At 37.0% G+C, this 25,742-nt stretch carries 20 protein-coding genes and 5 pseudogenes; 3 read left to right on the top strand and 22 right to left on the bottom strand.

Features of this window, described 5'->3' with window-relative positions:
- Positions 1-2: 2 nt before the first annotated feature.
- From JZO71_RS01805 to JZO71_RS01750, 13 genes and pseudogenes are all read right to left on the bottom strand, one after another.
- Entirely contained in the window at positions 3-2,531 is a 2,529-nt protein-coding gene (locus tag JZO71_RS01805) for an ATP-binding cassette domain-containing protein (RefSeq protein WP_206897890.1), read from the bottom strand.
- A 243-nt stretch (positions 2,532-2,774) separates the two neighbouring features.
- Positions 2,775-4,298, bottom strand: a complete 1,524-nt coding sequence (locus tag JZO71_RS01800; RefSeq protein ID WP_206897889.1) for a zinc ABC transporter substrate-binding protein AdcA — start codon at positions 4,296-4,298, stop codon at positions 2,775-2,777.
- Between the two features lie 18 nt (positions 4,299-4,316).
- Positions 4,317-4,436: a putative metal homeostasis protein gene (locus JZO71_RS01795; RefSeq protein ID WP_206897888.1), complete on the bottom strand. Its 120-nt coding sequence runs from the start codon at positions 4,434-4,436 to the stop codon at positions 4,317-4,319.
- A gap of 13 nt (positions 4,437-4,449) precedes the next feature.
- Positions 4,450-5,497 (bottom strand): annotated as a pseudogene (locus JZO71_RS01790) (CobW family GTP-binding protein).
- A gap of 28 nt (positions 5,498-5,525) precedes the next feature.
- Positions 5,526-5,690, bottom strand: a complete 165-nt coding sequence (gene rpmG / locus JZO71_RS01785) for a 50S ribosomal protein L33 (protein WP_277988581.1) — start codon at positions 5,688-5,690, stop codon at positions 5,526-5,528.
- Between the two features lie 7 nt (positions 5,691-5,697).
- Positions 5,698-6,075: a hypothetical protein gene (locus JZO71_RS01780; RefSeq protein ID WP_206897886.1), complete on the bottom strand. Its 378-nt coding sequence runs from the start codon at positions 6,073-6,075 to the stop codon at positions 5,698-5,700.
- 12 nt (positions 6,076-6,087) lie between these two features.
- Positions 6,088-6,261 (bottom strand): 50S ribosomal protein L32, encoded by a 174-nt coding sequence (rpmF, locus tag JZO71_RS01775; RefSeq protein ID WP_206897885.1) that lies wholly within the window; start codon positions 6,259-6,261, stop codon positions 6,088-6,090.
- Between the two features lie 31 nt (positions 6,262-6,292).
- Positions 6,293-6,562 (bottom strand): 30S ribosomal protein S14, encoded by a 270-nt coding sequence (rpsN, locus tag JZO71_RS01770; protein ID WP_206897884.1) that lies wholly within the window; start codon positions 6,560-6,562, stop codon positions 6,293-6,295.
- Between the two features lie 315 nt (positions 6,563-6,877).
- A pseudogene (locus tag JZO71_RS01765) lies at positions 6,878-7,253 on the bottom strand (VOC family protein).
- A gap of 86 nt (positions 7,254-7,339) precedes the next feature.
- A pseudogene (locus JZO71_RS01760) lies at positions 7,340-8,160 on the bottom strand (oxidoreductase).
- Positions 8,161-8,174: 14 nt separating this feature from the next.
- Positions 8,175-9,233 (bottom strand): annotated as a pseudogene (locus JZO71_RS01755) (oxidoreductase); the annotation flags it as partial.
- 12 nt (positions 9,234-9,245) lie between these two features.
- Entirely contained in the window at positions 9,246-9,392 is a 147-nt protein-coding gene (locus JZO71_RS12425) for a hypothetical protein (RefSeq protein WP_242590342.1), read from the bottom strand.
- A 60-nt stretch (positions 9,393-9,452) separates the two neighbouring features.
- The gene (locus JZO71_RS01750) at positions 9,453-9,770 is read right to left on the bottom strand and encodes an ArsR/SmtB family transcription factor (protein ID WP_206897883.1); all 318 of its coding nucleotides are present in this window, start codon (positions 9,768-9,770) and stop codon (positions 9,453-9,455) included.
- Between the two features lie 199 nt (positions 9,771-9,969).
- Between JZO71_RS01750 and JZO71_RS01745 the strand changes: the two genes are divergently transcribed.
- The 3 genes from JZO71_RS01745 (at position 9,970) to JZO71_RS01735 (ending at position 12,355) form a co-directional block, all read left to right on the top strand.
- Positions 9,970-10,995, top strand: coding sequence for an NADP-dependent oxidoreductase (locus JZO71_RS01745; protein ID WP_206898064.1), 1,026 nt, complete (start codon positions 9,970-9,972; stop codon positions 10,993-10,995).
- Positions 10,992-11,477, top strand: a complete 486-nt coding sequence (locus JZO71_RS01740; RefSeq protein ID WP_206897882.1) for a hypothetical protein — start codon at positions 10,992-10,994, stop codon at positions 11,475-11,477. The genes JZO71_RS01745 and JZO71_RS01740 overlap by 4 nt, the downstream gene beginning before the upstream one ends.
- Before the next feature lie 140 nt (positions 11,478-11,617).
- Positions 11,618-12,355: a nitroreductase family protein gene (locus tag JZO71_RS01735; RefSeq protein ID WP_206897881.1), complete on the top strand. Its 738-nt coding sequence runs from the start codon at positions 11,618-11,620 to the stop codon at positions 12,353-12,355.
- 390 nt (positions 12,356-12,745) lie between these two features.
- Here JZO71_RS01735 and JZO71_RS01730 read toward each other — a convergent pair whose 3' ends face one another.
- The 9 genes and pseudogenes from JZO71_RS01730 to JZO71_RS01690 form a co-directional block, all read right to left on the bottom strand.
- Positions 12,746-13,447, bottom strand: coding sequence for a YcjF family protein (locus tag JZO71_RS01730; protein ID WP_206897880.1), 702 nt, complete (start codon positions 13,445-13,447; stop codon positions 12,746-12,748).
- Between the two features lie 155 nt (positions 13,448-13,602).
- Positions 13,603-14,301 (bottom strand): PTS transporter subunit EIIC, encoded by a 699-nt coding sequence (locus JZO71_RS01725; protein WP_206897879.1) that lies wholly within the window; start codon positions 14,299-14,301, stop codon positions 13,603-13,605.
- Between the two features lie 439 nt (positions 14,302-14,740).
- A complete protein-coding gene (locus tag JZO71_RS01720; protein WP_206897877.1) occupies positions 14,741-16,132 on the bottom strand; it encodes a hypothetical protein in 1,392 nt (463 codons plus the stop codon).
- On the bottom strand, positions 16,129-16,698 hold the full coding sequence (locus JZO71_RS01715) for an RNA polymerase sigma factor (protein ID WP_206897875.1): 570 nt from the start codon (positions 16,696-16,698) through the stop codon (positions 16,129-16,131). The genes JZO71_RS01720 and JZO71_RS01715 overlap by 4 nt, the downstream gene beginning before the upstream one ends.
- Positions 16,699-17,225: 527 nt before the next feature.
- Positions 17,226-18,611, bottom strand: coding sequence for a glycoside hydrolase family 32 protein (locus JZO71_RS01710; protein ID WP_206897874.1), 1,386 nt, complete (start codon positions 18,609-18,611; stop codon positions 17,226-17,228).
- 59 nt (positions 18,612-18,670) lie between these two features.
- Positions 18,671-20,047: pseudogene (locus JZO71_RS01705) on the bottom strand (sucrose-specific PTS transporter subunit IIBC); the annotation flags it as partial.
- A 135-nt stretch (positions 20,048-20,182) separates the two neighbouring features.
- Positions 20,183-21,166, bottom strand: coding sequence for a LacI family DNA-binding transcriptional regulator (locus tag JZO71_RS01700; RefSeq protein ID WP_206897871.1), 984 nt, complete (start codon positions 21,164-21,166; stop codon positions 20,183-20,185).
- Positions 21,167-21,348: 182 nt separating this feature from the next.
- A complete protein-coding gene (locus JZO71_RS01695; RefSeq protein WP_206897870.1) occupies positions 21,349-23,067 on the bottom strand; it encodes a class I mannose-6-phosphate isomerase in 1,719 nt (572 codons plus the stop codon).
- Between the two features lie 19 nt (positions 23,068-23,086).
- Entirely contained in the window at positions 23,087-25,738 is a 2,652-nt protein-coding gene (locus JZO71_RS01690) for a glycoside hydrolase family 38 N-terminal domain-containing protein (RefSeq protein ID WP_206897869.1), read from the bottom strand.
- Between the last annotated feature and the right edge of the window lie 4 nt (positions 25,739-25,742).

Genomic DNA, 25,742 nt, shown 5'->3' with positions numbered 1-25,742 from the left:
TTTTACTTATTAATATTGAATTTCTCACTATGTTCTTTCAAATATTTTAATGTCAAACTTTTAGGGTTCTTGATTAATTCCATGGGATGCCCACTTGCCATTAGACACCCGCCTTTTGCTCCTCCTTTTGGCCCCAAATCAATCAGATAATCTGCATTGAGCATCAAATCAAGATCGTGAGTAATCATAATGATTGTTGCACCTTTGGCTTTTAACTTATTCATCACTTCTAATAATACTTGTACATCTAATGGGTGAAGGCCAATGGAAGGTTCATCAAAGACAAAAAGTGTCTCTGTTTGTCTTTTATTCAGATGACTAACTAATTTTAATCGTTGTGCTTCTCCACCAGAAAGGCTTGCTGTACTCTCACCTAAATGTAAATAACTTAATCCAATCTCATCTAATAATTCCACTTGCTTTTGGATTTTTGGAATAGCTTTGAATACTTTAAGTGAGTCCCTAACAGATAGAGCAAGTAAATCAACAATACTATAGCCATTCCAATGAATTTTCTGTACTTCTTCCTTAAATCGAGTACCATGGCACACTGGACAAATTTCTTCCATATCTGGTAAATATTGAATATCTAAAGATACCGTTCCCAAACCTCCACAATTTGGGCATGCGCCTTCTTTATTATTATAAGAAAAATAAGCAATACCAAACTTCTTTTCTTTCGCAGCAGGCAACTCTGCAAATAAATGTCTCAAATTATTCATAATCGTGGTATAGGTTGCTATCGTTGATCGTGTATTTTTCCCAACTGGCTTTGCGTCAACGCTGACGACATTTTGAATTTTCGTAGTCAATTCATTTACCTGTTCGGGTAAATGATTTCCAGCACTGAGATCCTGAATGGCAGGTACTAAGCTATCTAAGATCAAACTTGTTTTACCTGATCCAGAAAACCCAGTAACCGCAGTTATTTCATTTCCAGGAATCGTAACATTGATATCCTTAATGTTAAAATAATTTTTAACTTCTAAATGAATCGTTTCTTTCAGATTTTTTTTGGCATTGATTTTTTTCTGAATGATTGGTGCTGAGCCGTCAATGTAAGGTCCAATTAGTGAATTAGGATTCTTCGTCAAATCTTTCGGAGTGCCTTGGGCAATAATAGTTCCTCCTGCTGCGCCAGAACCTGGTCCGACTTCAATGATCCAATCAGCTTCTTGAATGATATCTACATCGTGATCTACTACAACTAGAGAATTACCTTGCTTAATCAATTCATTAAAAATTTCAATCAAGCCTTTGACATTATCTGGATGTAACCCAATAGAAGGCTCATCTAATACATATAAAACTCCTGTTGTCTCTGAACGTAACGTCCGAGCTAATTGGATTCTTTGAAGTTCACCAGTAGAAAGCGTATTTCCATTGCGTGATAATTGCAAATAGTCTAGTCCTAAATTCAATAACGGCTGGATGTTGTCTTGTAATTCTTGAAATAAGATGTTTGCCATTACGTGCATTTCTTTTGGTAACTCTTTTTTTGTTTGGTTCATCCACACCTTTAATTCTCCCAAGGTACGATTAGAAACTTCAACAATATTTTCATCACCAGTAAGTTGAGTCAACAACTCTGGATTAAACCGCGTGCCATGACAAGTTGGACATGTGGAGAAATGGAAAAAGGTATTGATTTTGTTAATTGCTTTCTCACTTTTAGAAGTTTTTAAGGAATCATAGACCGCATCATAAGCATTTTCATAAAGTGTCTTTTCTGTTTTTATCACCCGTCCAGTAGAAGTTCTAAAATCAACAGGGTATAATTTCTTTTTTCCATGTAAGACAATTTCTTTTTCTTCTTCTGTTAAATCTTTATATGGGATGTCTGTTCGGACACCTAAAGTTCTTGCAACTGTTGGCATAAATGTTCGACCTGGTAATCGCCATGAAGCAACTGCCCCTTGATCAAGTGTTTTGTTTGCATCACTTATTAATTTTGTTTCATCCAAATCACGGATTTTCCCTGTACCATGACATTCTGGACACGCTCCACCAGCATTGAAGGAAAAGTCTTCAGCTGATTTTGCCAAAAATTCTACACCACATGTCGGACAGCTGATCATTCCACGTTGACTATTCGGTCCACCAGGTAAGTCCATTGCTTGAGCAATCTTTAAACTAGGGGCAACACGGTGCCCGTTTGGACAGACCGATGATCCTAATCGAGAAAAAATCAATCGTACCACATTGAATCCCTCACTCATAGACCCAACTGTGGAGCGTTCTGATGGAACTACGGGTCGCTGACGCAAAGCAATGGCAGAAGGAATATGACGGACCTGCTGAATAGAAGATCTCTTACCTTGACTAATTCTTCTTCGTGTGTAGGTTGAAAGAGCTTCTAAATATCTCCGAGATCCTTCTGAATACAAAATCCCCATTGCTAAAGAACTTTTCCCTGAACCAGATAGACCTGAAATAGCAACAAAACTATTCAATGGAATATCTACATTGATATTTTTTAAATTATTAACAGTTCCTCCTCTAACTTCAATCGAGTTGAACTTCTGTTTCATCTCTAACCCCTCCAAAAATATGCGTAATACATACTTAATTTTTCTACTTTTATTGTACATCGAATGTGAATCACCCTTTTATCATTTATTTAGAAATTTTGATAATTTAAATAGATTTTCATTTTCAACTTTTACTCACACACAAAAAAAGGAGTAGAATTCTCTACTCCTTTACTTTTTAACTATTCTAATAAGTGATAGTCAAAATCTTCAGATTATTGGTTATTCACTCACCTGATTGAATTAATGTGCAATCATTTCCTGCGCAATTTCTTGTGAAGTCAAATCAGCTGGATAAAAAGTGGGCCAGTTAGTTAACTCGTTGAAAAGTTTTTGTTGACTCTCTCCTCCAAAAAAGACATGGAAATGTTCCGCGTTAACTGGAGCAATATTGTGGTCACTAAACTGCACATATTTAAATTCTCCGGCATCTTTGTCAGCTGTTTCAAAAAGAAAACGTACTCCACGATTTCCCTTTTCATAATTTAAAATCTGATATCCAGCATAGTTGTATTCATACTGATAATGCTGACCATCGACAACAAAGTCAATCGTATGATCTGTGATTGTCATTTTATCAACAGTTGTTTTATAGCCAGTTGTGTAATAAGATTTATATTCCTGTGCTGTTTTGTCTTTATTCAATTTTGCTTTATAGTCAAAAACTTGATCTAAATCCCCTTCTTTTAGGAGAGGATAAAGTGATTGCCATTCACCAGCATAATCAGCTAATGCTCGATCTTGGACTGCATTATCTTCAAAGTAACCATTAGCAACTGTCCTAGTCGATTCCGTTGCGTTTTCTTGTTTGATTTCTTTACCTGAAACACTTGTTGTTTTTTCTAAAGCAGTTAGATTATCTTTCATCACTGAAAGATAATCTTCCCCATTTGCGATTTGTTCTTTTGTTAAACTTTCAACAGGATTTAATACTTCGAGTTTGACTTTCGCCTCATCAGCTAACGTTTTTGCAATTTTATCCTCGGCATTTTCTTCAAAATAAATGTATTTAATCTCATTCTTCTGAACATATTCTTTTAGCTCAGCTAAACGACTTGGTGAAGGCTCTTGGTCTGGAGACAAACCTGCGATTGGGACTTGATTCAATCCATAATCCAAGGCTAAGTAACCAAAAGCAGCGTGTTGTGTCACAAAGTTTTTTTGCTTAGCTGTACTTAATTTTTCCGTGTACTCTTCATCTAGTGCTTTTAATTTTGCTAGATACTTTTCTGCATTTGTTTCAAAAGTTTTCTTTTTATTTGGATAAAGTTGTTCTAATTGTTCTTTGATTGATGTCACTTCTTTAATCGCCATCTTAGGTGAAACCCACGTATGGGGATCTAGCTCATGATGATGCCCTTCTTCTCCATGGTCATGATCGTGTTCTTCCTCACTTCCAGGTAACAACACCATCCCATCGGTCCCTTTGATTACATTAGGTGAACCTTTTTTCCAACTTTTCTCAGCTTGTGGCACCCAAGTTTCCATATTTTCATTATGATAAATAAAGACATCTGCATCATGAATACTTGCGATTTCCTTGGCAGACGGTTCATAATCATGTGGCTCCGTTCCAGCTGGAATCAACAACTTGACCTCGCCTTCATCTCCCACGATATTCTTCGTGAATTCATACATAGGATAAAAAGTTGTGATAACTGACAGTTTTTCTTTTTTTGTTTCTTTACTTGTTAGACTATTCGTACTGCACGCGCCTAGTACGCTTACTAATAGTAGGCTAAACAAACCAATTTTCCACTTTTTCATTTGATTTCTCCTTTTCATTCAACTAACTCGCTGGTTGTTTCGCTTATATTCTTTGATAATCTTTAATGCTCGTTTTCTTGTCTTGATGTTTGGACTTTTTAATCGTCGATACGCACTTGAAAGGTCTGTTTTCTCCATTGATTCCTCCTTCTCATTGCTTGTAAGCAATGCACAATTGATTAAATGTTTCTTCTATTTTTTTTGATGCTAAATTTTTTCCAATAAGTACGATTTTCGTCGTTGTTTTTTCTAAAGGAGTCAGTTGAAAGCTCACTTGCTGATTGACACCTTGGACAGCAACTGCTAATTCACGATTTTCTAGCGCAATGATTCCTTTGAAACGATACAATTCTTGATTAGCAAATAATAGCCAATCAATCCAACGTATTAATGCAGCTTCATTTAATTCACACTCTGCAGTCAGCAAGACGGTTTGAAAACCATGTTCGTTGTGTTGATGAATGGCTGATCCATGTAAGTGATCAAGTAGATGGTCTTTGTGATGATAATCTCTAGGGTGAAGATTATTTGTCCTTTCAACCTCAGTTTGGGTTGCCAGAGATTCATTTAACACTTCCATTGCCTGAAATTTGTTTAAGTGAAAAAAGTCGGTTGCAGTAATCGGGGCTGTTTCCGAAAAATAAATAAAATCAGCTAATGGATTGATTTCAGTCAATTTTGCTAATATTTCTGAGCAATTGCTGAATGGTATCGCCTTCTTTTAACGCAAAAATAATTCGATCTGCCAACGCAATTTGTTTCAGGTTGACAGGTTCATTTTGATACATCGAACTATTTTGACTATCCACAACAGTCAAAAGACTATCAATATAATAGGTGTTTCGCAGAACAGGCGTAGTTAAAATCGTTTGAATAATTGGCTGAGGATCAGCAATTCCTGTCGTTTCAATAATTATTTGAGACAAAGGAACTTGCCATTCTTTGGTCACTTCTTCAATGCTTGCTAAAGTTGTTATCAAATCTTCTCTCAAGCTACAACACATGCAGCCGTTGTTTAATTGCAGAACACGCTCCTTTGTGTGCAGTAAGAGTTCGTGGTCGATTCCTGTTTGTCCGACCTCATTTTCAATAATAATTATTTCTTCTCTTGGTAGCTCGGTCGCGTTTAACGCCTGATTGATCAAGGTTGTTTTTCCAGCCCCTAAAAAGCCAGATACGATTGTTATCGGTACCCCCAACGAAATCACCTTTCTTCTTCAAAAATGCTTACTTCACCTCTTTAAAAATTGCACGTCGGCGTAATTTAGGCGAATATTTTTTTAAAACTAAACGTTCTGGTGTATTTTGTTTATTTTTACTTGTTAAATAAATTCGTTCACCTGTTTCTTCGCACGCTAAAATAATTGTTTTTCTCAATCGTTTCACCTTCATTTCTGACTTATCTTTCTGACAAAAACGCTTCAACTTGAACCTGTTCATCATAACTAAATTTTCCTTGTTCAAGTTGAATCATCAATTCATTTTTCAATGAAACTGGTATCTCCCAAAACCCATCAATTTTTTGGAAAAGTTCTGTTTCATACGCAGTAAAAATTGGATAAATTGCTAAAAATTCTTCAAATGAAAGATCCTGTTCCTCATAAAAATCTCGTACAAACCCTCTTTCAATTGCTTCAGCTGTTGGATGACCATTCTCCGTAATGATTTGATTAGCGACCATTGAACGATAAAGAGCCGTTTTACTGAGGTCTCCACTATTCTTTCTCTGATAAAATTGAAAGCTTTGTTCAACTAGTGGCGGATAAATAATGTTCATTTTAATCCTCCCTTATTCTTTGCCAGTTACTTTGCGCCCTTTATAATAACCTTTAAGTGAAACATGATGACTACGACGATAATCACCTATTTTTTCATCAAATGAAATTTCAGGTTTCGCTATTTTTAAATGTGCTCTACGCAATTTCTTCTTTGCTTTTGATGTTTTTCTTGCTGGAACTGCCATTTTTTATTCCTCCAGATTTCTTTTTACCAATTTACCAACTTGCTTTTTTTACCCCTGGTATCAAACCTTGAAGCGCTAATTCTCGGAATCTGATTCTGGAAATACCAAATTTTTGCATGTAGCCTCGAGGTCTCCCATCAATTTGATCGCGTCGTTTCAAGCGATTTGGGTTCGCATTTTTGGGTAGCTTTGCCAAACTTTCATAGTCGTTGACAGCTTTTAACTGAAGTCGGATTTCTGCATACTGCTCAATCAACTCCTGTTGTTTTCTTGCTCGTGCTATTTTTGATTTTTTAGCCATTGGTGGTGCCACTCCTTTTTTCGATTTGTTCACCGCAAAGCGTAATCGTTACGATTTAACAACGACACTTTATCAAGTAAGTTTTACTTTGTCAACATAAAAATAACATGAAATTTTATTCAAATGAACACCCACGCATATATATACCCAATTTGACAATCCTTTTTGTCAATGTGCAATAAATAGAAAAACATCGTTCTCTGATAGTTTGATACAATTAGTCGAAAAAAAGTGCGTGTTTTTACTTTGGATAAACAAAAAAACAATTTTCGTACTGAACGAAAGTTGTTTTTTATCTCTATTCTTTTTCAATCGTTATTTTATCGCAAGATTCGCAAATAAACTGAGGAGATTTCCGTCAGGATCTTTAATAATCCCATAGTGCTGACCCCAAAAGGCATCACAAGGTTCTTTAAAAGTCTCATAGCCAGCGTCACTTGCTTTTTGATAATCTGCACCTACCACAAAGTCACAAAAAAGCGAATTCGATTTTGTCACTAATTGTCTGTGGTTCATATCCATAGATACCAGCAATCATTTTACTAGTGTTCAAAGAAACCCCAATACCTTCATGCGCTAGCTCAACGTATTCTTCGGTAGCCGCTCCATTCGAGGTGAACCCTAATAGCGCATAAAATCCGATTGATTTTGCCATGTTCTTCGTAATAATGCCAATCATATCTAATTTCATTTTTTGACTCTAATGAAATAAGCCATCTAGACGAAATTATCCAGATGGCTTGTTTATTTTATACTTTTTAGCGGTTTAAAAATTATTTATACAACTTTTTGAATGACTCGATCGAATAAGCGCGTTGGTAAAATCGTGTGAAGAAAGACAGAAGCTTTTGCCCCATAACCAACTAAATACCTTACTCTTGGCCGTGAACTATTCACGGCTTTAGAAATTACCTTTGCAATTACGCTAGGATCAGATAATCGGTTTGATGAGTAGGTCTTTCGCATTCGTTCAGAGGTAGCTTTTGCAGTCTCCTGATAATCAGTGCCATGAGAGGATTCCTTCAGATGGTCTGCCGCAAGCAATCCCCAATTCGTTTTGATTCCACCCGGTTCAATAATGACTACATCGATGCCAAAAGGAGCTGTTTCCATTCGTAGTGCATCACTAAATGCCTCTAGTGCGTATTTCGTTGCGTGATACCAAGCGCCCATGTACGTAGTCATTCGTCCCGCCATTGATGATACATTGATAATTTTTCCAGAATGCTGTGTCCGCATCTGAGGCAACACTAACTGAACCAGTCGTGATCATCCAAAAAGATTGACTTCAAATTGATTTCTTGCTTCTGCAATCGGTACGTTTTCAATTGCGCCATATGAACCATAGCCTGCATTGTTAATTAACACATCAATTCTGCCAGCTGTAGAAATAACTTTTTGGACGAACTCCTCGATTGAGGAGTCTTGAGTAAGATCAAGTCGCAAAGGAATGACACCAAGTGGTTCAAGAATCGCAATGCGTTCTACTCGTCTTACTGCACCAAAAACCTGATAGCCTGCTTTGCTAATAATTCTGCTGTTTGGTATCCAATTCCGCTGCTTGCACCTGTGATTAGGACAACTTTTTCTTTTTTCATGTAGACCTCTCTCCTTAAGCTCTTTGTGGCAATAAAATAGATAGTCCCTGAGTCTTGAAAGCAAACCACAACGGAATCCAAGCATTTTTTGTACGTAAAACTTGTTTGTTTTCCGCGATTCGACTCATTTGCATCTCATAATAACTCAATCCAATATAAGACCCAGCTTTTTTGTCCAGAGATTTGATTCCTGTACTTAACATTTCAAGATTGATTTCATGAAAATTTCCGGCTGCAGCTTGATTTGGTAAATCGGGAATCAGTGCAATGGCACGAGCTAACCCCACTAAATCCGTTTCTTGATTAGAAACGGCATGCGCCATCCCAGTTAAACTTTTGAATCCACCAGTTACAAGAATCGGTGTATCGATTCCTTGCTTTACTTTTGCAGCATAATCAATAAAAAACGCGCCATGTTTGTTACTACCTTGAACCATCGTATTTTCGTAATTTCCACCAGATATCTCAATTAAATCAACGCCAATTGCAGCCATTCGATGAATTACCGCGATTGAATCTTCTTCGCTGAAACCACCTGCCCGAAAGTCAGAAGAATTAATTTTTAAAGCAATTGGAAACTCTTCTCCCACTTGTTCGCGCATTGCTTGATAGACTTCTTCAATTATGCGCATTCGATTTTCCAACGTTCCACCATATTCATCTTGACGGATATTTGAAATAGGCGATAAAAACTGACTTAGAAGATACCCATGAGCCGCATGAATTTCCACACCACCAAAGCCAGCTTTTTTGACGATTGCTGCGCTACGTGCAAAACGTTGAACGATTGCTTGAATTTCTGAAATTGTTAACGCGCGAGGAGCGTTAAAAGCAAACGCATTAGCACCTTCTAATGGAACTGCACTTGGCGCAACTGGTTGTGGATTAACATGCTTGGGTGATTGTTTTCCTGGATGATTTAACTGAATCCAAGTCTGAGTGCCATTACGGCTCCCTGATTCTGCCCAACGTTTGAGCATGGCTAAATCACGTTCATCTTCAATGACAATATTTCCTTTTTCTCCCAATGCGTTGGAATCAATCATCACATTCCCAGTAATCAGCAAACCTGTACCGCCTTCTGCCTAATGTTTGTAAAGTTTGACAATCGCTTCTGTTGGACGATACTCTTTATCGCCCATTATCTCGCTCATGGCCGGTTTTACAAAACGATTTTTTAAAATCGTTCCATTTTTTAGCTGAAGTGGTTGGAACATTGGATTCTTTGTCATAATAAACCCTCTTTCTTTAAATGTTTAAACCTATAAACATAAGGATTGAAAAATAAAGCCTTATTTCGCGGCTCCATTTTCAATATCTGACTCGAGTGAAGCTGTTAACCGTTTTAAGAGATCAAGCGTTTCACCCATATTGACACTATAGTAGCGCTCGGTTCCAGTTTGACTGACAGCTAAAATTCCAGCATTCAACATCAGTTTCAAATGATGTGAGACAGCTGGACGTGATAATGATAAGTGATCCGTTATCTGATTCACTGTCATTTGACCATTTTTACAAAGCATGACTAAGATCTGTTGTCTCTTTTCGTCTTGCAACATCGTAAAAATAGGGATTCCCGCTTTGAAAATTTCTAACGTCTGTTCTGCCATCTTACTAATCCCTTTCTGATTCGAACTTTTCTTATGTTTATGATTTTAAACCATTAAACAATAATACGCAAAATTTGTCAAGAATTATCGGTTGACATTTTTAAACCAATGAACTAAACTCGTGAAAGTAATTCGTTCAAAATATTAAACGATTAAAATCAAACCCATATAACTGGAGGAAATAACTATGAAAAACACAATGAAAGCAGCTGTTATCGATACTTACAAACAATCCATGCCTAAAATAAAAGAGGTTCCTATTCCAGATATTCGCTCGAATGATGTCTTAGTAAAAATCGTTGCCGCAAGTATTAATCCGATCGATATCAAAACCAAAGATGGCGGACTTAAAATGTTGCTTAGCTATGATATGCCCATGATTATGGGGAGCGACTTTGCTGGAATTATCACTGTAGTTGGTGAAAAAGTGACAAATTTTTCAGTTGGAGATGCTGTCTACGGTCGAGTTCAAAAAAATCGAATTGGCACCTTTGCCGAATATATCGCTGTCGATCAAGGTGATATCGCCCTCAAGCCAAAAAATATCAATTTTGAAGAAGCTGCTTCGATTCCCTTAGTTGGACTAACAAGTTACCAAACATTACATGACATTATGCAGATTCAACCTGGAGAAAAAGTCATGATTCAAGGTGGATCTGGTGGAATTGGAACGATAGCGATCCAAATTGCAAAATACTTAGGTGCCTATGTTGCCACAACTACTTCCGCAAATAATTTTGATCTCGTAAACTCATTAGGTGCTGATTATCCAATTAATTATCAAACAACAAACTTTGCAGAAGTTTTGAAAGATTATGATTATGTATTTGATACACGTGGTGGTGCGACATTAGAAGATGCCTTCAAAATCATCAAACCTGGCGGAAAAGTGGTCAGCATCGCGGGATTACCTAACTATCGCTTTGGTAAAGAATATGGTGTTCCGCTTTGGAAACGGCTTGCTTTTGGAATCGCGACACGTAACCTAACAAAATTAGAAAAACAAACACAGGCCTCTTATACTTTTCTTTTCATGAAACCAAGTGGTGCACAGCTAGACATCTTAGGACATTTGATCGAAGCCGAAATAATTAAACCCGTGATTGATCGAATTGTTCCACTAACTAAAGTAGCAGAAGCACTCAGTTATTCGCAATCTGGTCGAGCTACTGGCAAAATCATTTTGCAAATGACCAATGATTCTGAAAAAGAGGTGCGTGTATGACAATCACCATTGTTCTTTGTCTCTTAGCATTGATTGCCTTAATTATTATCCGAAAACTCACTACAAAAAAATTGTCTAGCTTGACTCTCTTTTTGGAAATGGTAGCCACTTCGTCTTTGAGTTATCTAGCTGCGTTACTTATTTGGTTCAGTTTTCGACAAGTCAACTTTTCTTTTACTAATGGACGTGTCTGGCTTGTTTGGTTATTGATGTTTTTGAGTGGTGTACTTGGTGTGCGAACGCTAGGCAAACGGCTCATGGTTTTTAATCAACAGACTAACAGCCAACTAGATGTTGCTCATTTTGCGAAAGAACTAGCTTATCATGCTGGGGTATTTTGGAAACTAATTATTGTTATTGCCATGGCAACTTTTTTTGCAACAGCAACCTTACCAACTACCTTCGTCTTACTCTCACTTAGTTTGGTTGTAACGATCGCACTGATAATTGAAAGTGCTGTCCAGTTGTTTCAAATAAAATAGAAAATACTTGTCTGCTAAAAGCTAAAAGGTATATAGTAAAAAACAACGTCCATTATGACGCGGGCACACAGATAAATGACCAACAGAAACAGATTTACTTTCTCCACGAAACGAATATGAAAAGGGGTTTTTAACTAATTATGAATACGCAAAAGGACCTAATCAATCTTTTAATGCAACACAGTTCCACACGTAAATATACCGACCAACCAATTGATGAAAAAACCAAACAAACCATACTTGCGTGCAGTCAAATGGCACCAACATCCAGTTATCTTCAAGCTTATACAATTATCGAAGTGACTGATCCTGCCAAACGAGATGAATTAGCTACTATTTCTGGTGGACAAGAATGGCTGAAAAAAGCGCCCTTAACTCTACTTTTTTGTGCAGACTTACATCGAAGTGAAAAATTTTTAACTGTTACTGATCCGAAAGTTTTCCAAAATACGGAATTATATACGGTCGCTGTTGTTGATGCAACTTTGGCGGCACAAAAAGCGTTAATTGCAGCTCAAAGCTTAGGTCTAGGTGGTGTCATTGTCGGTGGTGTTCGAAATGAAATGGATCAATTAGCAGATTTATTTAATCTGCCAGAGCGAGTGATGCCATTGTTTGTCTTGTGTTTAGGCTATCCAGCAGAACAACTTCCAGTTAAACCACGTTTGCCTCAGCAATTTATTGTCGGAACAGACGCTTATCCAGATAAAGAAACTGACTTAACCAGCTATAACCAAGAAGTAAGTAACTATTATGACCAGCTAACAAATGGCGCGGATACATTCAATTGGGTTGAACGCTGTACCTATGCACTTGAACAAAAACCACGTTATGAAGTGGATGAATTTGTGAAGAAGGCTGGCTTCTTAAAAAATTAAAACTATTTTTGAGCCAGAACTCTTGATTGTTCTAAGCTAGGCTTCACTATGGAAAAATACTTCTCACAGAAAAAGAACAAAAAAGCTGAAAGCCAACAATCTGCTTTCAGCTTTTTTCTATTGTATAAGGTCAAAATTCAAAAGCATTCTTATAAACTATGCCCATCTTCAACGAAAAATATTTTAGGTCATTTATCAATACGAAGCTTCTGAGTTTTTCTTCGAAAGACTTTTTTAGCAAAGGTTTGATTATCTTCAAGTATGTTAAGAATTTATCAATTTTTTTGGTGGGAGCTTTCATAGGTTTAGTGTAATAAACTTGTTTATTTAATTCGTTTTGATAAAATCGACGTAAAAAAGTTGACTACCTGTCACATAGTCAACTTTTGGCTATTTTTTCTTACTAACTCCTTGAATCGCCTTGAACAAAGTATCAAATTGGCCTTTAAATGACATCACTTGATCAAAAATATCTTCCCCATCATTCAGCATTTTGACCGTCACCCACCCAAGAGATTCCGTAATTGCCATCGCAACCACCGCATTGACCGCTCCACCACTAATTGTTCCAACTACTGGAATAAATTTTAAGATATTGCCTACTGCGCTACGACCAAAGCTGACAACTACCAGTTCTTTAGTCAAACTTTTACCCAAACTTTCCGACCAAGATTGTCCAAATATTTTATGTAAACGTGCCATCATCGTCAACTGTACTGGAACTAATAAAAACGCATCGGAAAACGGAATTGGCGATAAACCAATGATTGCAGCTGTTAAGGATGCCACATGAATCGTTGTATGACATTTTTTACGAGTTTCTTGATCTACATCTGCTAGAAATTCATCAAAAACGCTATCGAAACGACTCCGACTAGCAGCCGTCAACTGTAACGCTTTATCCTTCGTATTGTCAAAAGATTTCATAATGGTCGCAGAGGTTTTACTTGGAAATTGTTTCAACACGTCAGTAAAGAATGACTGAAATTCTTCTTGTTCTTCTTGTGTATTCAACTTAATTCCTTCATTCACTTTCTTTTCATTCGGTATTTCAAGCTGCTTCTCTTTTTGCTTATTCTTTTTCCCAAACATCTTTCATGACCCCTTTATCAAAAAATTACTAAAGAAATTGTAGCACGGAATACAATTTAGCAACAAGAAAACGTTCAGGATATGCCTGTTACTACCAAAAGTTTATCATTTATTTAAGTAAGCACACGTTTAACATGCATCCCCAGAAGACTCATTTAACCAATAACACCCGTACCTGAAACAACGAATCCGGCTGTTGCGTAAATACTATTTCCCAAAACTGGCCAAACAAATGTCACTAAAATACCAACGAACATAAAAACAAGACCCGTCATAATCGGTGGAAAATGCTTTCCTTGATAAAAACTAAAAATCATTGGTAGTTTTTGATTTTTAAACCGTTTTGTAATAGCAGATGCTGACATCCCAACAATGATCCCACCTAACACACCTGTATCAATTGTTTGCAAACCTAAAACCATCGTCTGCATCGCTTTGCGCATCTCTAAGGTTTGTCCAACACTCAGGATGTGATTATCTCCTACCAAAACATCTGGTTCTAGTGCTAGACCAAAAAATTTTAAAGTCAATGCCGAGAAGCTGATCATAAAGAAATAACCAATAAGAGCGGAAAAAGCAGCTAACTCTTTATCTCCTTTAGGTGATAAGCCAATTGCAATTGAGACTGCAAAAACTAGTGGCATAAAGCGAATAACAATCAAACCCGACTCATTGAGAACTTCTGCAACAAATTGGGTGGCTCGATTACCCAAAAAAGGCATCGCCTCAACAAAATATGGATTTTTCAAAACCGCACCAATTGATAGCAATAAAGCAAAGAAAGACATAACTGCTACCGCCATTAGGAACGATTTTCCTAATAGTGAAAAATAAGACTGAATTTTCTTTTTCATGATTTACCTCCAATATTTTTCTTACACGAAGGATAGTAACATCTTGTCTGCACAATTAAGCGATTTCTGGAACAGTTTTCAGTACACAGTTCAACATGAAAAAAATTTCACAAGGCTAGCTTACGTGTTCCTGTTCAAAAAGAAAAGAACTTTTTATAATCAAAACAAAACGGAACTCTACTAGCTGTATTCTTTGTAGATAAGGCTGAAACTGTTCATTCTTATCTTTTTCAACAACTTCTTTCTGAACACAAAAAAGCTGTAACATACATAAAAAAGTGCCTTCAATTTCCGAAAACTAGAAATTTGAAAGCACCTGTTTATTTTAAAAAAATTTTTTAGTGGTTATCTTGAGCTGGCTGAGTTGTTTAAGGAACAATTGATACGAGTACCAATTAGCCGTTCGCTGATTAGCACTTTTGTCACATCAACTTTTCTTTCAATCCTCTTCAGAAGTTGTTGTTTTCTTGGATTCTAAATTTAGTTCACTCGCTCCAATTTTAATTGATTGGATTTCTTTGTTATCTTTTAATCCAAATTCATAACGATAGTGCTCTTTTTTTCCTTCCTGAAAATGACTAATGTCTTCATCTAACCTAAAAGTTGTCCCATCTTTATAAGTCAACTTAATCGGAACGTTAACTAAATTTCCCGTATAATCAAAGTCTAGTGCCAGCGGTGATAAAGTAATATTTTCTAAGAATACTTTATCAGTTGCTCCATCAATTTCTTGATCAGGCAAGTTAGTGATTGGTAATTCCTTTGCCTCTTTCAATTGTATCAGCCAATTACCTTCTTGGTAGACACCCCAATTCCAGCCGTTTAAAAGAAGTTTTGCTTGCATTAAATCTGCTTCTGAAATAGCAAAAACATATTCTTGGTAATCAGATCTACCTGTTTGATTATTATGCGTTCCTTCATCAACACTAAAATCTACTATCGGCTCTATTTCTTTTTCACCAACAGCTAAACTTGGAAAAATAGCTGCCAGCTTAGGTTCATTAGGTATTTTTAGTTGGACATGTAATAAATTATCTTTGTAAGCGATGTTGGAAATCGTAAAATTTTGATCTAATTTTTCATTGACCTCCAATGGTTTTAATCCTTCCTTGATTATCTCGTCCCAAGTAATGCCTAGTTTTTTGGCTCCTTTTTCATCAAATCCACCACCTTGGCTTTCTTGTTTTGTTAAGTCTATCCAAGATTTAGCTGGTTTTACTATTTCTTCCCATTTTGGAGTAAAAGTTTTTATAAAGTTTTTTTCTTGACTTGCAAAAGAACGGAGTTGAAACCCGGAAATTGGCGTAGCATCTGCACCAATTGCGCTGGTAACTAATGTAGCAGTTTTCGTTCCTTCGTCATAATTGACCACTTGGGTATTCCCACCGCTAAACATTTCCCAATGCTCGATGACTGTATCTTTTGCTAACCGATCACCAGTTAAATCAGTTAGTTGGCTAACCAAATATTGATTATTGCCATCTTTAAAAGAGGCAACAGCTTTTAGACGTAATCCTTGATCCGTCACTTCTTGACTTAACTTATCCGAATTTAACAACAAGATTTCTGTATCTGTGCCAAACCGTTTTTTATAAGCTAACGACAAATCATCTCGAAAAGTAAATCCCACTAATAGTAACCCTAATGCTGCGGTTGATCCACCAATTATCCAGCGTCTTTTTTTGTGTCTTTTCTTTTTAAGAATATTCTTTTTTATTGTAAATTTATTCTTAATTTCTTTTTTATTTTTTTCGTGAAAGGGTTGATCAGTACATTTCAGTAATTCATCTAACTGTTCTTCAGTTAAATATTCTAAAGGATCTTTCTTCATCTATTTTCCACCTCTCTAAAAAAAGAATTTTCATTCACTAAATGACGGAGTTTTTTACGCCCACGATACAAATAATTATCAATTTCTTTACTTGTGAGTTTTGTGCGCTCAGCGATTTCCAGAGGAGATAAATCGCAAAAGATTCGCCAAAACAATAGTTGACGTGTTGGCTCGTCAAACGTCAAAATCAAGTTATAAAGCTCTTGCCATGCTTCTTTCTCATCAAGTTCGTCACTAATCAGTTGTTGCGCATCTTCGTTTATTTCCGTCAATGGTTCTTGTTTAAATTTTTGGACTTTTTGCCATTTATTTCTGGTCATACTCTTTGTCATAATGCACAAATACGTTTTCAAACTACCTTTTTCTGGATTAAATTTTTCAGGATGTTGCCAAAATCGCAAGAAAACATCACTGACTACTTCTTCCAAATCCATGTTATTATGAACGCCACTACGACTCCCCACCGCCCACAATAATTTACTATAAGCTGTAATTAGATAGTCGAATGCATCATCATCACGTTTTTTTAATCGCTGATAAAAAAGTTCATTTTCGATATCTTCCATTTCTCCACCACCTACGCTAGTACTTTCCAAAAACACTGTTAGCATACACTTAACTACCTCGCCCTATTTTCTCTTATAAAAAAACGAAATCAAGTATTTTTTGATGAATATACATGATGAAACTATTTCTTTTTTCCATTCATTGCACTCACTTTCTCAAAATATAAAGTTTCACGTAAAAGAGCTCCCCAAAATTCAACATGTTTCATCCTTAACATTTTTGATTTCACACATAGTACAAAGCATAAGGAACAATTTCCTTCCATGAAAATAATTTTTTTCTAAATAATAGTCACTCATTTTTAACAATCACCCTATCAAGTTATGTACAAAAAATATCCAAGTGATTTAAGTTCAATCATACGAACAAAAAGCCAATAATGATTACCACTCGTGCTAAAATTCCAACTTACTTGAAGTTATTTACAACGTGTAGCATGTTTAACTTGTTTTCCTTTCAATTACTATAGCTCAAACAACTCCTTAAATTCACACAAAAAACCACCAAAAAATTGGTGGTTTTTCTTTTAACGACAATCAAGCAAGCTGAAGTGCACGCCATGCCCTTGATTCTTTCCAGTATATTTGAGCCGTGGTTTCTCAGATGCGAAAAACCGGGCGGAAGCTACTGCTACTCCATGGTTCACAAAAATTTCTACGGCTGATCCATCAATCATCAGCTGAATTTCTTTCAATGGTTCATTTAACTGGTAGCGACGAAATTCTTCTTCGCCGTCTTCCCAATTCGTTCGACTCAATACGAGCATCGCTGTCTGAACATCAAACTTTAACAAGAAACCTGTTGTGACTTCAAATTGAAATTCTTTGGCTGGAGAATCAAATATTAAACATACTTCTGAACCAAATTCTGCCAAGGGAGATTCCCAGTCTCTCATCAACTCAAAAGAAGACTCTTCGCCACGCAACTGTTGTAATTCTCGGACGGGTCTTTGATAAAGCCGACCTTCATGGAAGTTTACTTCGCGAGGAATCGTTAAACAATGTACCCACCTTTCTGCAACTGTTGGTTGCGATTGTTCCTTTTCAGGTGGCATTACGCCCATCCAACCATAGAGTACGCGTCGACCATCAGCCGTTTCAAACGTTTGGGGTGCATAAAATTCAAATCCCCAATCCATTTCTATCAATCCATTTTCTGGTACTATCTGCCATTCTTTCGTCAATGGCAGATAGATCGTTTGATGAATATTTTGATACTGTTCTCGCTCCACGGTTAATCCTTGTGGCGAATAAAGCAAGAGTTCTTGACCATCCACCTGAAAAAGATCAGGGCATTCCCACATGTAGCCTCGCTGAGAGATCTTATCCATTTCATCTGGATCAAAAAGTTCCCCATCAAACTGCCATTTTTTAAAGTCATTTGATGAGTAACAAAGGATTGTTCCTTGCTCTGCTAACGTTTGAGCGCCAAGCACTAATCGCCATTGATGTGTTTTGTTATCAAACCAGACTTTTGGATCACGCACATGACGCGTATACCCTTGAGGATGTTCAAAAAGCGGGCCTAATTTCTTAAACTCCACACCGCTTTCTGAAACTGCCCAACATTGAAAACTACTTCGGCTTCCATCAGGATTAATCACGTTGCCAGTATAGAACAAGTATAATTTGCCATCTTTTTCAATCGCTGATCCGGAATAAATTCCGTCCTTGTCATAAGACTCGCTCGGAATCAATGCTGCTGGCAAACGTTCCCAGTGAACCATGTCCGGAGAAACAACATGTCCCCAAGATTTATAATCATGTGAGCAGTCTTTAGAATTCCATTGATAAAAGAGATGATACACTCCTTGATACTCAATTAATCCGTTTGGATCATTTAGTAACCCTTCTTCTGGTGTGCAATGGAAACTCAACGGATAACGACTGTCTTTTACTTTACCATCTAACATTTATCATTCATTTCCTTACTAGAGCCAATTGTCTATGCTTGTTCTAGCTCTTCTTCCATTTTTTCTTGGTAGCCAAACAAGTACGTCAAGACAAAAGCTACACTGATTGCTAAGATATTTACAAATAAATAAGGTAATAATTGACCGTTTAAATAAAGCAACGTTCCAGGAATAACTGTAATTGCCATTCCAGTACCAGCTAATTGCAGCAAACTAGCTGCAAAGCCACCCACAGCGCCACCAATCAACCCCATGATAAATGGTTTTACATAACGTAAGTTTACCCCGAAGATTGCAGGTTCTGTTATGCCTAAGAAAGCGGATAAGGCAGATGGAAAACATAATGCCTTTAATTTTTTCGATTTCGTTTTAAAACCAACAGCTAAAGTTGCGCCTCCTTGTGCTGCAATGGAACAAGTAATAATTGCATTAAATGGGTTCACACCAGTATTTGCCAATAGTTGAACTTCTAAGAAATTAAAAATATGATGTACACCAGTCACAACGACTAATTGATTCAAAAAGCCAATAATCAAACCAGCTAAACCAAATGGTAAAGCCAAAACAAATTCTGTTCCATTCAAGACCACTGTTTCAAAGGAATGGAAAATTGGTCCAATCACCATCAAGGATAATAAACTCATGACTAACAATGTAACAAAAGGTGTAACTAATAAATCGAACGTATCTGGTACTGATTTATGCAATCTTTTTTCCAATTTAGAGCCCAAGATACCGGCAATAAACGCTGGTAAAACAGTTCCTTGATAGCCCACAATCGGAATAAAATTCAGCAACATAATTGGTGTAGCATCTCCAGAAGCTACTGCATAAGCATTTGGCAAAGCAGGATTCACTAACATTAATCCTAAAACGATCCCAATAATTGGACTGCCACCAAAAACTTTAAATGTTGACCAAGCAACTAAAGCTGGGAGAAAGGCAAACGCTGTATCAGTTAAAACTTGCGTGTATAAAAGAAAGTCCGAATTGATTGCATCAGGTGTCATACCAAACAGTTGTAAAATTTGAGGCTGAGTAATCAATCCGCGGAGTCCCATAAACAGACCCGTTGCAACTAAGACAGGAATAATCGGTACGAAGACATCCCCAAACGTACGCACCATTCGTTGAAAAGGATTCGCATTTTTAGCTGCCTCTGATTTCATTTCAGTTGTGGAAACCTCGTTGGCACCTAAGCCAACAACTTCGTCATAAATTTTATTAACAGTCCCCGTTCCAAAAATAATCTGATATTGTCCAGAGTTAAAAAATGCGCCTTTGACTTTGGGAATATCTTCTACCTTTTTTTTATTGATTTTACTTTCATCGTTGACCATCAATCGTAGTCGAGTCGCGCAATGCGCAACGCTTTGAATGTTTTCTGCACCACCAACGGCATTAATCACTTCTGTTGCAATTTCTCGGTTTTCCATTTTGTTCGTCCTCCTCTTTCTATGGAACCGTTCCCGTTTTTACTTAAAAAAATAATGGAATAAAGTCTCAACTCTTTGCGGAACCGTTCCCTCATTAACAAAAACAGCGTAACACGCAAATGTATGCGCTGTCAACTATTTTTTAACAGCACATACACTATTTCTGAGAATCATTGTCGTATCAACGATTGTTTGTCGATCAATCTCATTTCCTTGTAAAAGTTCGGTCATTAGGTGCGCTGCCTTCTCACCGACAAATTGATGGTGAAAGTCCACTGTCGTTAACGGTGGATAGAGATATTCACCAAAAGAATAACCACCAAATCCAGCGATCGAAAGTTCAGTACCAATGGCAATATTCAATTGGTTTGCGGCTTTAATTACACCCATCGCCATACTATCTGTCGCACAGATAATCAAACTAGCCTTACTTTGGGGTAGCAACTCTAATCCCAACTGATAATTATCTTCTGGATAAAAAGTTGAAGAAACAATCTGTGGCGTGATTCCTTTATCAAGAAAAGCTGTCACAACTCCCTGTTTCCGATTGATTCCGACTGATAAATCATTTTCTGGCACACCAATATAAAGCACTTCTTTATGCCCATACTCCAGCAAGGCTTGCGCAAGATTCACACCTGCTTGATAATTATCATGATCTACGGAATAGACCGCTTCATTCGACTGCCCGACAAACAGGATTGGCACATCGATTGAATTTGCTACTTTGATATGCTCTTTAGTAATTTCCGTTGCCAATAAAATAATACCAGCTACTTTGTTTTGCACTAAACTGTAGATGTTCTCAATCTCGCGTTTGATTTCCAATTCAGTATTAGAAATCAGCATTTGAAACCCATTTTTTCGTGCAACTTCATCAATTCCATTCAAAATGGCCATAATCGATGGTGAAGTTAACCGTGGAGAAATCACTCCGATAAAATTACTTTTTTGGCTCTTTAGATTACGAGCAAACTCATTAGGCGAATAATTATATTTGCTGATGATTTTTTCGATTTTTTCTGCCGTTGCTTCACTAACGTATCCTTTATTCAAATAACGAGAAACCGTACTCTTCGAGACTCCGGATTCTTTAGCAATCTGTTTAATAGTAACCATTATTTCTCCTTATGAATGTTTGTTTTTCTTTATGATACCACAAGAATGACCAATCAAATCAGTTAGATTATCATCTGTCCACAACCTTCCATGCAAAGTGGTAAGTCGTTTTCATCCTATACTATTTTTTTGCACAGAGTACATAATAAAAGAGCCTACCGCATTTGCAATAGGCTCTTCTCTTATTTGATAAAAGCTTGAATTACTACTGAAGGATTTTTCCCGTTACTTTTGAAGGATATGTTCTGGCAATTCTCTGGAATGATAAAGGTTTCACCGTAATGAATAGTGATCGGTGCGAATTCACCATCATCACTGACTAAATCAATGAACTCCCCTTCAACCAAACAAAGCATATTTACCGAATCATGTGCTTCTACTTTTATTTCACCTGTAAATGTATGTCGTCGAGTCTCGATAAACTCTAAATCACATAGCCCAGTTTTTTCAATAAGCGAGTGGTCATCATTTGAAAGAACCTCGTTTGGTGAAAAAAGATTCGCCCTAACATAATCCTCATCAAATCGGCGATCGACATTTTTTCGTCCGTGTTCCAAATGGATTGGTCGAGGTTTACCGTCTAATCCTAAACGACCCCAGTCCCAAAGTTTGAATGTGAAGATATACGGAGTAGCACTGATTTCAAGTACAACCGCGTTTGTACCACCACAATGGATTGTTCCCGCAGGAATCGAAAAATGATCGTGTTTTTGAACAGGAAAATGATTGATATACTTGCTATCATCAAATACATAATCGCTATCTTTGCTTGCCTTTTCTAGTTCGTTAAACAGCTCATCTATGTCAGTATTATTTTTTAGCCCAAGATAGATTGAAGCATCTTCCTTTGCCTCCAAAATATAATAACTTTCATTTTGTGTATAAACCATTCCAAATTTTTCTTGAATGTATTCAACCTTAGGATGGACTTGCAAGCTTAAATTTCCACCCTCCATTGTATCAAGGTAGTCAAATCGGATTGGAAATTCGGTGCCAAACAAAGCATACACCCGTTCGCCTAACAATTGACTTGGGTAATTTCGAACGAGATTGATTGCTGGCATTTCATATTGTGCATTTTCTAATTGAAAGATTACACTGTTTTCTTCTGGTACACCATCAAATGCCCAGCCATAATTTGGACTTTCATCTGGAAGCTGAAATTTTTCCTTCATCCATTGCCCACCCCAAGGACTTTGATCAAAGTATGGAACTAAGCGAAAAGGTCGCTGTACAGCTTTTTCTTGAACTGTTTCATACGTCGCACGATCAATCATTGTCCAGCTGTCATTCTTCGTTCCATCGATATAAAAATCCGTTTGGAAACGTAACTGACTTTTTACTTTGTCCGCGATTCGCCATTCAAAAAAATAACCTCGTTTAAATTTCTTGAGTACATCTGTTTCAGGCTCAGCCAACCAATTGTTCAGCCCTTTTCTGAATCGTTTTTGGATTTCCCAACGCGTAATGTCGAAATAGACAGTTATATCAGGTGAAGAAGCTACCAAAGCGGCTCCTACACCCCACACAATAACTAAACCATTTGCTGCTTTGATTTTCTGTCGTGCTTCAGTAATCGCGGAACAATCAAAATAATCAACCATCTCAGCATGTGACATCAAGCCGAAGACTCGATCATCTGTCAGTTCTTTTGTTAACTCACGGTTGATCTCATTTTTTGGTCGAATACAAGATTCACTGTGAATCACCTTTTCTGGTGCTAGTTCAGTTATCAATTGGTTTAAAAGTTGCTGATCGATTCCCGGGTATGTCTCGAAACAAATGATTTGTGCCTCTTTTTTAGTTATCTGCTCTTTTAAACTCGCAACAATCTTAGCGATTCCGACTGCAACTGCAGCATGTTCTTGTACCTTGATTGTTGGTCTTAAATCGTAGGTCATGATTCCTTAACTCCCTTACTTATTTTAGACAAAGTGTTAGAAAATCTTTTGATCCTAAAGTTTGTCCTTGAACGAAATCATTTAACACATTTTCTGCTAAATCGACAACTTTAACTGAATCAAATCGGTCCAAGTTCATTAATTTGATGGATTCGTCTGTCTCATTTGGGTTGAACAAGCGAATGATCATCCCATCCCCTGCCCACTCTTTTTTAGCAGTACTCATAAACAATTGTTTATTTTCTAATTTCAGCAATGAATCTTCGCTAGGAACAATGTTAGTTAGCGGTGGAATATTAAAACGATCGATCCGATTCAAATAAGAATTCAAGTTTTGTGCTTGATAAAAATCTTGCGTTGTGAATAATTTTTTCGAAATGTTATAGGCTTCAGCTGGATCAAAATGTCCTTCACCAAAGCTTACAAAATAGTCAAATGACATTTCCGTCTGCATCTGTCCGTCTGGTGTTTCAACCACCATATTATTAATTCCAGAAGCACGTCCTGGACGCCATGCAAGATCATCTCGACCTAACAATCCGTTGCTACGGAATAAAGTGACTGATAATTGTTCATTTTCAGGTTCTACTTGATACTCTTTCATCATCCCTGTGTGGAAAGTAAAATGCGCCTTTTCATCAGATAACGCAACAAAACTTTCTAATGGATAGATTGGCATTGGCTTTTCAACGAATCCTAATTCACGCCAATTTTCTTCATATGGATTAGTACTCAAACGTTCTAACGCTGAATATCCTTGATCTGCATGGTGTTTTGCTAAATTTGTAACACCTGTTCTCCAATTAACACGGACACGATGATCCAATACTTGATTATTCATTTGGTGTGTGATTCGGATAAAGTTTTCACCGGTGTAAAGTGAGACTTTCGTTTGAATAACAAACTCTACTCTTTCCGTTGATCGTTTTTCACCAGTTAATTTGGCTGGCAACTTAACGGTATGCGTTAGCTCCACAGATTGACACAAGTCATTCTTGGTTACAGTACCTCTCTCATAGTCACTAATGACGATTGCTTCATCACCACTTTTTAACGGTGAGTAATCAAAAGAATCTCCTGCATCCGCAGTATCATCAAAATGGAATGGGTCTTCTATTCTTTCTCCCGTTTGTAAATGTTCGATCACTAGCCGATCAGCAAAACTAAATTTGAATATCTCGTTTTCAATGGAAGTTGTAGCTGCTTTTTCCGTTGAACCGATTGTTACTCCTGATTGGTCCTCAATTAGGAGAGTAGTGTATCCCATCGCAGGAACTGAAACGTCCTTCAACAAAATAGTTGAGCGATAATAAGGAGGGACTTCTTCTTCTTTCTCCCCTTTTGACGTCACAATGATTCTTTTACCTCCATCGAGACTGATTTGTTCTTTGACTACATATTCAATTGCTTCTCCCGTCACTGTTCTTAGACCAAAAGTCGGTTTTGAACTAAACAGGACCAACTCGCTTGTAAAAGTTTGTGTTTTAATATCTGTGTTAAATAACGTTACAACATCTTCTGTTTCTAATTGACTACTGATAGCTCCTACCAATTGACGTTTTACTAAATTAATCAAGTCTTTTACTTGGCGTAATGCACTGGTTAAGCGAACAACGATATCATGATTCGCATCATCCGAATTTGATGCACCAATACCATTGTGTGCTTGACTATCAAAAATTTTTTTCCAAATTTGATCCAACCAGTTTTGTGGAAACTTGATTCCGTGCCGTTGACCAATCAAACATAATGGTTCTAGTTCATGAATCAGCAATTCCTCAACTTCAAAATTCAAACGTTTAATATCATACCGCTCTGAACGACATGTATTATGGATACGTGATTTTTGACAAGCGAGTAGTTCCCCAGAAATCGTATCAGGGAAATTGTTTTCATCCCAAGCAGAGGCCATAAATGTTTCATAATCACTGAGCAGGAATTCATAAGCTGAATCCAATTCATTTAATTGTTTCACGGTCTCAGGAAAATCTTTATTGATAATGACTTGGTCACCGCCAGCAGGTAACAAGATTGCATCGGTACTCTGATTTTTCTTCGCTAATTCATCCAAAATAGGTAACAAACGTTGATTAACATAGTTTTCTTCCGTTGTTAAAAATTTTCCTGGGCCATAGCCATAAAAAATATTATTTGTTTTAATTGTCTCTTTATTAGGCGCTTCCCACAAAAAGTTCAAGTTCTTTGCAACTTGTTCATTATAAACACCTCGTTGGAAAATAGAATAGTCCAGGCCAAAACGAGAGTAAATGGATGGTAAATAAGCATGTTGTCCAAAAATGTCTGGTGCATACCCAATATTCATGGAATGACCAAAGCTTTCTGCATATTTCACTCCATACAATAAATTACGAACAACGGATTCAGTCATCCCAAGCAACGCATCTGCTTGAGTATACCAAGGTCCAATGAAAAGTCGTTTGTTTTCCACAAGCGCTAACAAGCGCTCTTTATTTTCTGGACGGATTTTCAAATATTTCTCAACAATAGAAAACTGTCCATCAAAAGAATAACAAGTGAATGCAGAATCATTTTCTAAAGTATCAATTAAATAATCGAGATTTTCTACTAAAATAATATCAGAATCTTCTTGTGTAAAATACCACTCATGATCCCAATGTGAATGTGCCACTACGAATACTGTTTTTGTCATTAGT

Source organism: Candidatus Enterococcus courvalinii (genome assembly GCF_017315945.1).
Taxonomy (GTDB): domain Bacteria; phylum Bacillota; class Bacilli; order Lactobacillales; family Enterococcaceae; genus Enterococcus_B; species Enterococcus_B courvalinii.
This window is presented reverse-complemented; position numbering and strand designations above follow the sequence as displayed.